The 7,489-nt window shown below is 67.9% G+C and carries 7 protein-coding genes, 1 tRNA gene and 1 pseudogene; 5 read left to right on the forward strand and 4 right to left on the reverse strand.

What is annotated here, in order from left to right; genetic code table 11:
* Positions 1 to 221 (reverse strand): annotated as a pseudogene (locus tag CA983_RS46430) (trypsin-like serine protease); the annotation flags it as partial.
* Here CA983_RS46430 and CA983_RS37865 point away from each other — a divergent pair.
* From CA983_RS37865 to CA983_RS37875, 3 genes are read left to right on the forward strand one after another with little or no spacing between them, the layout of a single operon-like run.
* A complete protein-coding gene (locus tag CA983_RS37865) occupies positions 199 to 1,812 on the forward strand; it encodes a branched-chain amino acid ABC transporter permease (protein WP_425276501.1) in 1,614 nt (537 codons plus the stop codon). The pseudogene CA983_RS46430 and the gene CA983_RS37865 overlap by 23 nt on opposite strands.
* A 5-nt stretch (positions 1,813 to 1,817) precedes the next feature.
* On the forward strand, positions 1,818 to 2,687 hold the full coding sequence (locus CA983_RS37870) for an ABC transporter ATP-binding protein (RefSeq protein WP_086605254.1): 870 nt from the start codon (positions 1,818 to 1,820) through the stop codon (positions 2,685 to 2,687).
* Positions 2,684 to 3,400, forward strand: coding sequence for an ABC transporter ATP-binding protein (locus tag CA983_RS37875; protein WP_059414413.1), 717 nt, complete (start codon positions 2,684 to 2,686; stop codon positions 3,398 to 3,400). The genes CA983_RS37870 and CA983_RS37875 overlap by 4 nt, the downstream gene beginning before the upstream one ends.
* A gap of 78 nt (positions 3,401 to 3,478) precedes the next feature.
* On the opposite strand, the gene CA983_RS37880 is transcribed toward CA983_RS37875, so the two are convergent.
* Positions 3,479 to 4,135, reverse strand: a complete 657-nt coding sequence (locus tag CA983_RS37880; protein WP_086605255.1) for an ANTAR domain-containing response regulator — start codon at positions 4,133 to 4,135, stop codon at positions 3,479 to 3,481.
* A gap of 97 nt (positions 4,136 to 4,232) precedes the next feature.
* Between CA983_RS37880 and CA983_RS37885 the strand changes: the two genes are divergently transcribed.
* Positions 4,233 to 4,316 (forward strand) — tRNA-Leu (locus CA983_RS37885).
* A gap of 85 nt (positions 4,317 to 4,401) precedes the next feature.
* Positions 4,402 to 5,157 carry a helix-turn-helix domain-containing protein gene (locus tag CA983_RS37890; RefSeq protein ID WP_086605256.1) on the forward strand — a complete coding sequence of 252 codons (756 nt, stop codon included), beginning with the start codon at positions 4,402 to 4,404 and terminating at the stop codon, positions 5,155 to 5,157.
* A gap of 7 nt (positions 5,158 to 5,164) precedes the next feature.
* Here CA983_RS37890 and pyk read toward each other — a convergent pair whose 3' ends face one another.
* A complete protein-coding gene (gene pyk / locus CA983_RS37895; protein ID WP_086605257.1) occupies positions 5,165 to 6,601 on the reverse strand; it encodes a pyruvate kinase in 1,437 nt (478 codons plus the stop codon).
* A gap of 181 nt (positions 6,602 to 6,782) precedes the next feature.
* On the reverse strand, positions 6,783 to 7,489 hold a 707-nt coding region (locus CA983_RS37900), incomplete at its 5' end, for an SIMPL domain-containing protein (protein WP_244207269.1).

Genomic DNA, 7,489 nt, shown 5'->3' on the forward strand with positions numbered 1-7,489 from the left:
GGCAGTTCGACCACCGCGATGTCGTGGGTGTCGGAGGCGGGCCCCGGGTAGTCGGGGTGGGAGTGGGCGGTGCCCTGGACGGCGACGGCGGCGGCCTGCGCGGCCGGGTTGCCCGGGTATTTCTTGGCCGCCGCGTCGAGCCCGGACTGCACGTCCTGGTCGAGGGAGACGTAGAACCGCACGTTGTCGGGCCAGTCGGTGGTGCAGTGGCTCACCTTCACCGCCGGCGTCCTCACCGCACTGTTCGCGCTCGCCGCGTACGGCATCCGCGGCCTCGGCTGGCTGCTGCCCGCCCGCAACAACGCCCCCCTCGTGCTCACCGCCCTCGGCGGCTTCGCCGTCACCTGGTTCACCGTCATCGCCATCAGCGCCGAACTCGGCGGTGTCGTCAACCTCGAACCCGGCGGCTGGATCGCGGCCATCGCCTCCCTCCTGCCCGTCCTCGGCGCCTTCGCCCTCCCGCAGGAGCGGCCCGACGCCGACGGCACCAAGGAAGCCCTCAAGGCCTACATCGCCAAGCCCGACCGCATCCCCGCACCGCAGGCCACCAGCGGCTGGGTCCAGCGGGCCGTGATCACCGCCGTCACCATCATCGGCCTCGGCGTCTTCACCTACGGCATCGACACCGAGTACGGCGAACTCTTCGTCGGCTACCTCTTCGTCGTCACCTTCGCCATGTGGGCGATCCACACCGCCGGCCTGCTCGACCGCTTCTCCGCCCTGGTCGCCGCCAACCGCAGCTTCACGCTCGCCATGGGCTTCGCCGCGGCCATCGCCTTCCCCTTCACCCAGACCGACGACCACTACGCCAACATCGGCGTCAACATCCTGATCTTCGGGACGGTCGCCCTCGGCCTCAACATCGTCGTCGGCCTCGCCGGACTCCTCGACCTCGGATACGTCGCCTTCCTCGGCGTCGGCGCCTACACCGCCGCCCTCGTCTCCGGCTCCGAGTTCTCCACCATCTCCGGCGTCCACCTGCCCTTCTGGGCCTCCGCCCTGGCCGGCGCCGCCGCCTCCCTCGTCTTCGGCGTCCTCATCGGCGCCCCGACCCTGCGGCTGCGCGGCGACTACCTCGCCATCGTCACCCTCGGCTTCGGAGAGATCTTCCGCATCGCCGTCAACAACATGGACGGCGACTCCGGACCCGACGTCACCAATGGGCCCAACGGCATCTCCAACATCCCCGACCTGAACCTCCTCGGCTTCAACTTCGGCCAGGCCCACGACCTCGGCGGATTCACCCTCGGCCGCTTCGCCAACTACTACCTGCTGATGGTCCTCATCATGGCCATCGTCGTCCTCGTCTACACCCGCGCCGCCGACTCCCGTATCGGCCGCTCCTGGATCGCCATCCGCGAGGACGAAACCGCCGCCACCGCCATGGGCATCAACGGCTTCCGCGTCAAACTCGTCGCCTTCGCCCTCGGCGCCGCCCTCGCCGGCCTCGCCGGCACCGTCAGCGCCCACGTCACCTACAGCGTCGTCCCCACGCCGTACCAGTTCGCCGGCTCCACCCCGCCCAACTCCGCGTTCCTCCTGGCCGCGGTCGTCCTCGGCGGCATGGGCACCGTCGCCGGACCACTCCTCGGCGCGGCCCTGCTCTACCTGCTCCCCGAGAAGCTCGTCTTCCTCCAGGACAAGTCGCTCCTCGCCTTCGGCATCGCGCTCATCCTGCTGATGCGCTTCCGCCCCGAAGGCATCATCGCCAACCGCCGGCGCCAGCTCGAATTCCACGAGACCGGCCAACTCGACGTACCCAAACAGACCACGCTGACCGACGAACCGGCCGTCACCAAGGCGGGGGCGTAACCACCATGACCACACCTGTACTCGAAGCCCGCGGCGTCACGATGCGCTTCGGCGGCCTCACCGCCGTCCGCTCCGTCGACTTCACGGTCAACGCCGGCGAGATCGTCGGCCTCATCGGCCCCAACGGCGCCGGCAAGACCACCTTCTTCAACTGCCTCACCGGCCTGTACGTCCCCACCGAGGGCACCGTCTCCTACAAGGGCACCGTGCTCCCGCCCAAGCCCCACCTGGTCACCCAGGCCGGCATCGCCCGGACCTTCCAGAACATCCGCCTGTTCGCCAACATGACGGTCCTGGAAAACGTCCTCGTCGGCCGCCACACCCGCACCAAGGAAGGCCTCTGGTCAGCCCTCCTGCGCGGCCCCGGCTTCAAGAAAGCCGAACGCGCCAGCGAGGAACGCGCCATGGAACTCCTCGAGTTCATCGGCCTCGCCCACAAGCGCGACCACCTCGCCCGCAACCTCCCCTACGGCGAACAGCGCAAGCTGGAGATCGCACGCGCCATGGCCTCCGAGCCCGGCCTGCTGCTCCTCGACGAGCCCACCGCCGGCATGAACCCCCAGGAGACACGGGCCACCGAGGAACTCGTCTTCGCCATCCGCGACAAGGGCATCGCCGTCCTCCTCATCGAGCACGACATGCGCTTCGTCTTCAACCTCTCCGACCGCGTCGCCGTCCTCGTCCAGGGCGAGAAACTCGTCGAAGGCACGTCCGACGTCGTCCAGGCAGACGAGCGCGTCATCGCCGCGTACCTGGGAGAACCCTTCGAAGGCGACCCCGGAGAAGCCGAAGCCGCGGAGGTCGAGGCAGCCGAGGCCGCAGCCTCCGCCGACGCGCCCAGCACCACCAGCAGCACCAAGGGAGAAGCCAAGTGACCGCACTCCTCGAGGTCGAAGACCTCCGGGTCTCCTACGGCAAGATCGAAGCCGTCAAAGGCATCTCCTTCAGCGTCGAGGCCGGCCAGGTCGTCACCCTCATCGGCACCAACGGCGCCGGCAAGACGACCACGCTGCGCACCTTGTCGGGCCTGCTGAAGCCGACGTCCGGAAAGATCCTCTTCGACGGCAAGCCCCTGAACGGGGTCCCCGCCCACAAGATCGTCGCCCTCGGCCTCGCCCACTCCCCCGAAGGCCGGCACATCTTCCCCCGCCTCACCATCGCGGAGAACCTCCAGCTCGGCGCGTTCCTCCGCAAGGACAAAGAAGGCATCGAGAAGGACATCCAGCGCGCCTACGACCTCTTCCCCATACTGGGCGAACGCCGCAAGCAAGCGGCGGGGACGTTGTCGGGTGGCGAACAGCAGATGCTCGCCATGGGCCGCGCCCTGATGTCCCAGCCCAAACTCCTCATGCTCGACGAGCCCTCCATGGGCCTCTCCCCGATCATGATGCAGAAGATCATGGCGACGATCTCGGAGCTGAAGTCCCAGGGCACGACCATCCTGCTCGTCGAACAGAACGCCCAGGCGGCGCTCTCACTCGCCGATCAGGGCCACGTCATGGAGGTCGGCAACGTCGTCCTCTCCGGGACGGGGCAGGACCTGCTGCACGACGAGTCGGTACGCAAGGCGTACCTCGGCGAGGACTGACGTCCGGCCCCTGTACCTGTATATGAAGAGGCCCGCCCCCCTTTTCGAAGGGGGCGGGCCTCTCGTTCTGCTCTGCTCTCAGCCCTTGCCGGCCTTCTTCTCCTCCGCGTCCTGGATGACGGCCTCCGCGACCTGCTGCATCGACATCCGTCGGTCCATCGACGTCTTCTGGATCCACCGGAACGCGGCGGGCTCGGTCAGCCCGTACTCCGTCTGGAGGATCGACTTGGCCCGGTCCACCAGCTTCCGCGTCTCCAGCCGCAGCGTGAGGTCCGCGACCTCCTTCTCCAGCTCCTTCAGCTCCGTGAAACGCGAGACGGCCATCTCGATCGCCGGCACGACGTCGCTCTTGCTGAACGGCTTCACCAGGTAGGCCATGGCACCGGCGTCCCGGGCCCGCTCCACGAGGTCGCGCTGCGAGAAGGCGGTCAGCATCAGCACCGGCGCGATGCTCTCCTCGGCGATCTTCTCGGCCGCGGAGATGCCGTCCAGCTTCGGCATCTTCACGTCCAGGATCACCAGGTCCGGCCGGTGCTCACGCGCCAGCTCCACGGCCTGCTCCCCGTCCCCGGCCTCACCGACGACGGTGTAGCCCTCCTCCTCCAGCATCTCTTTGAGATCGAGCCGGATCAGGGCCTCGTCCTCGGCGATGACGACCCGGGTCGTCATCGGAGGCACGTGCGAGTTGTCCTCATCAGGCACGTCAACAGGCTGGGGCGACTCGGGGGCGCTCACGTGGGCTCCTTGGTACGGGGCAGGCCGGTACTGCTCCCAAGAGCGTACCTAGCTGCGACTGACTAGGGGGAACCGGTACACTCCTTGGGGTTGCCCAGCCGGGTTGGCGGAACAGGCTTACGCGGATGTCTCAAACACATCTGTCCGAAAGGACATACGGGTTCGAATCCCGTACCCGGCACTCTCGCCTCAAGCGGAGGATCACGTTCGCATGATCCTCCGCTTTTTGCTGCCCAGGGTCACGATCAGTAGCGCAGAGTGGCCCCATGTACGACCTCAGTACACGCAAGCGAGCGCTCGCTCTGGTGGCCCAGGGCCGCAGCCTGAACTCGGTGAGCCGCGAGACGGGCATCTCACGGAGCGCGATCCGCTCCTGGCAGGACCGTCTCGAGCCGCAGCCCCGAATGATGCCCCCAGACCCCGGACCGCCCGCGGACGAATGCGCGTACGCCTACCTCCTGGGCCTCTACCTTGGTGACGGTTGCATCAGCGCTCACCCGCGCGGCGGCTACTACCTCAGGATCGCTTGTGCGGACGCCTGGCCGGGGCTCATCGAACAGTGCCGCGAGGCCATCGGGAAGGTGCGCCCCGGCATAGGCGTCTATGTCGCGCAAAAGCAGGGCTGCATGGCGGTCACCAGCTATTCCCGGAGCTGGCCGGTCCTCTTCCCCCAGCACGGCCCCGGCAAGAAGCACGAACGCCGCATCGCCCTCGAACCCTGGCAGCAGGCCATCGTCGACGCCCACCCCTGGGAGTTCATCAGTGGCCTGATCCACTCCGACGGCTGTCGCATCACCAACTGGACGACCCGCATGGTCGCCGGTGAGCGGAAGCGCTACGAGTACCCTCGGTACTTCTTCACCAACGTCTCCGAAGACATCCGGCGGCTCTACACCGACACCCTGGACAAGCTCGGCGTCGAGTGGACGCACTGCACCCGCAATGGCAACCCGTTCAACATCTCTGTCGCCCGCAAAGCCTCAGTAGCCCTGATGGACGCCCACGTAGGACCCAAGTACTGATGACGCCCTACTTCGGACTGTCGTCCTCGCCGATGTGGTGGACTCGGACCATGTTCGTCGAGCCGGAGACGCCGGGAGGGGAGCCGGCCGTGATGACGACCGTGTCGCCCTTCTGGCAGCGGCCGTAGCGCAGGAGCAGTTCGTCGACCTGGTCGACCATCGCGTCCGTGGAGTCCACGCAGGGGCCGAGGAAGGTCTCGACGCCCCAGGTGAGGCTGAGTTGGGAGCGGGTGGCCTGGTCGGGGGTGAAGGCGAGGAGGGGGATCGGGGAGCGGTAGCGGGAGAGGCGGCGGGCCGTGTCGCCGGACTGGGTGAAGGCGACCAGGAAGCGGGCACCGAGGAAGTCGCCCATTTCGGCGGCTGCCCGGGCTACCGCGCCGCCTTGGGTGCGGGGCTTGTTGCGTTCCGTGAGGGGCGGCAGGCCTTTGGCCAGGATGTCTTCTTCCGCCGCTTCGACGATGCGGGCCATCGTCCTGACCGTTTCGATCGCGTGTTTGCCGACGCTGGTCTCGCCGGAGAGCATCACCGCGTCCGTGCCGTCGATGACCGCGTTGGCGACGTCGGAGGCCTCCGCACGCGTCGGGCGGGCATTGTCGATCATCGAGTCGAGCATCTGGGTGGCGACGATGACCGGTTTGGCGTTGCGCTTCGCGAGTTTGATGGCGCGCTTTTGGACGATCGGGACCTGTTCCAGTGGCATTTCGACGCCGAGGTCTCCGCGCGCGACCATGATGCCGTCGAACGCCGCGACGATTTCCTCGATGTTCTCGACCGCCTGGGGTTTTTCGACCTTGGCGATGACGGGGAGTCGGCGGCCTTCCTCGTCCATGATGCGGTGGACGTCCTGGATGTCGCGGCCGGTGCGGACGAAGGAGAGGGCGATGACGTCGGCGCCGGTGCGCAGGGCCCAGCGGAGGTCGTCCTCGTCCTTCTTGGAGAGGGCGGGGACGGAGACGGCGACGCCGGGGAGGTTGAGGCCTTTGTGGTCGGAGATGACGCCGCCCTCGACGACCGTGGTGTGGACGCGGGGGCCGTCGACCTCGGTGACCTCCAGGCAGACCTTGCCGTCGTCGACGAGGATGCGTTCGCCGGTGGTGACGTCGTCGGCGAGGCCGGCGTAGGTGGTGCCGCAGGTGTTGCGGTCGCCTTCGACGCCTTCTTGGACGGTGATGGTGAAGGTGTCGCCGCGTTCAAGGAGTACGGGGCCTTCGGTGAAGCGGTCGAGTCGGATTTTCGGGCCTTGAAGGTCGGCGAGGATTCCGACGCTGCGGCCGGTTTCGTCGGAGGCCTTTCGTACCCGGTGGTAGCGCTCCTCGTGTTCGGCGTGGCTGCCGTGGCTGAGGTTGAGTCGGGCTACGTCCATTCCGGCGTCGACCAGGGCTTTGATCTGGTCGTACGAGTCGGTGGCGGGTCCTAGGGTGCAGACGATCTTTGCTCGGCGCATGGTCTGAGCCTATGAGTTACCGGCTGGTAGTGAATTGGTCGCGCGTGACTACTCAACAGACTTTGAGTGAAGCGTTATTGACAAGTGTTGAATTGTGCGGCGGGGTGCTCCGATGAGCACATGAGCACCCCTGTGGAATTCGGTCGGGTTTTCGGAAATGGGTCGGCTGGAGCCGCGCCGGCTAGAGCTGCGGCGGCACCATCGTGAAGCGGGCGTTGATCTGTGCGTGGACCCGCTGGCGCTGGGGTTCGAGGTCGAGGGGTGGCGCCGGGGCGTTCTCGGCGGCGGCGCCGAAGGCGGCGGATCGCGCGCGGCCGGGGGCCTGGGGGTAGGCCGGGGGTGCGTTCTCGGCGCCGATGTCGGCGAGTTCGACCAGGGCGGAGAGGGTGGTTCCGAGGGCCTCTGCGTACTCGCGGGCGCGCTGGACGGCTTCCCGGACGGCCTTCTTGCGGGCTTCGCGGTGGGCGGGCGAGTCGGGGCGCAGGGCCCACCAGGGGCCGTCGACGCGGGTGAGTTCGAGGTCGGCGAGGCGGGTGGTGAGTTCGCCGAGGGCGGTGAAGTCGGTGAGTTCGGCGGTGACGTGGACGGTGCCGTGGTAGGTGCGGACGCGTTCGCCGCGGCCGTGTTTGGTGAGTTCGGGGGTGATGGAGAAGGCGCCGGTCTCCAGGCGTTCGACGGCGTCGCCGTAGGACTTGACGAGGTCGAGGACGGCGGCGTTGCGGTGGGTGAGGTCGTCGAGCGCGGAGCGGCGGTCGCGGCCGCGGGCGGCGACGGTGATGCCTATGCGGGCGATCTCGGGGTCGACTTCGAGGCGTGCCTCGCCGCGGACGGCGATGCGGGGGGCGTCGGGTGTGCCGTAGGGGACGGCGGGTGGGGAGGTGTCTGACG

The sequence above is a fragment of the Streptomyces swartbergensis genome (genome assembly GCF_002148965.1).
Classification (GTDB): Bacteria; Actinomycetota; Actinomycetes; order Streptomycetales; family Streptomycetaceae; genus Streptomyces; species Streptomyces swartbergensis.